Genomic DNA, 1,121 nt, shown 5'->3' with positions numbered 1-1,121 from the left:
GAATAGAGACGGAAGCCCCATCCAGTGCAACAGGCGCAATGACCACGTTCAGGCGACTCCCGTCAGGCATGCGCGCATCGACCAACGGTTGCGAGTCATCAACGCGGCGCCCCACCCGCGCAACCAGTCGGCGCGCAATATCAATCAACTGCTCGTTGCTGATAAAACGCTTATCGACTAATTCCAATTTCCCCGCGCGCTCCACAAAAATACGTTCGGGCCCATTGACCAGAATGTCGCTGACACTTTCATCCTCCATCAACTCACGCAGCGGCCCATACCCCGTAATCTCATCGGCAATAAGCTCGCTTAAGCAGTTGCAAACCCGGCTTGAAAGATATTGTCCTGTGCTATTCATCACGCGTTGAATGGCGTCGTTAACTTCTCGCAGCAGCGCATCGCGCTGATTCTTCAACTCATCAATGCGTTCTAAATCGATATTTTTGAGCACCTGCTCGCGAAAATAGAGCAGCGTGCTGTTCATTTCAGTTTCAAAATTCATCGCCGTTTCCCCCTATCACCTGTTCCATTTCCCACCTCCCTGATATCAAACAGACCAAAAATCACACAACCGCATTTTGACGCGCGGGGCGAAGAAAAGTCGGTAGAGTAAACAGGGTTTTACGAGAGGACGGAGGGCCCAATGGTTTGCCTAACAGGTGAGCAGCAAGTCGATAGAGCGCACTCTCTGAGGAGAGTGGATTATGATGAACGTTGTAGGCATTCACGCTAAAAATATCGAGCCCGAGATACTCTTCAATATCAGCGTTAACAAGCTCATCCGTATTTTTGGGATGACTCTCGTTTAAACACAGCAAAATACGTACTTCTTTCAGTGGGTTTGCCAACAAGAAACGTTTATGTTCTTCAAGTATATTTTTCGCCACACGCAGTGAGGCTAACGCCCGTGAAATGACCAACACAATGACATGGGACTGCATGAATACCTGTTCCAGCTGCTGTTCGACGTGTGTGTGAATTCCATGATCAAAGAAAACCAGGTTATAACGATTAAACGCGGTATCCTCATACAGCCATGCAGCGTCGCACGTTTCCATTTTTACCGACTGATGAGCGGTAAGATCGGCAATGCTGCCGTCGCTGGGTAACGCTTTAGCTAA

At 49.0% G+C, this 1,121-nt stretch carries 1 protein-coding gene and 1 pseudogene; both read right to left on the bottom strand.

Annotated elements, in window-relative coordinates:
* Nucleotides 1–502: ATPase, T2SS/T4P/T4SS family (locus J5224_RS29230; protein ID WP_264628576.1), on the bottom strand; the 502-nt coding region annotated here is incomplete at its 3' end.
* Between the two features lie 61 nt (nucleotides 503–563).
* Nucleotides 564–1,121: pseudogene (locus J5224_RS29225) on the bottom strand (hypothetical protein); the annotation flags it as partial.

The organism is Candidatus Symbiopectobacterium sp. NZEC135, assembly GCF_025962695.1.
The sequence above is the reverse complement of the archived record's forward strand: the minus strand, read 5'-3'. Positions and strand labels throughout refer to the sequence as shown.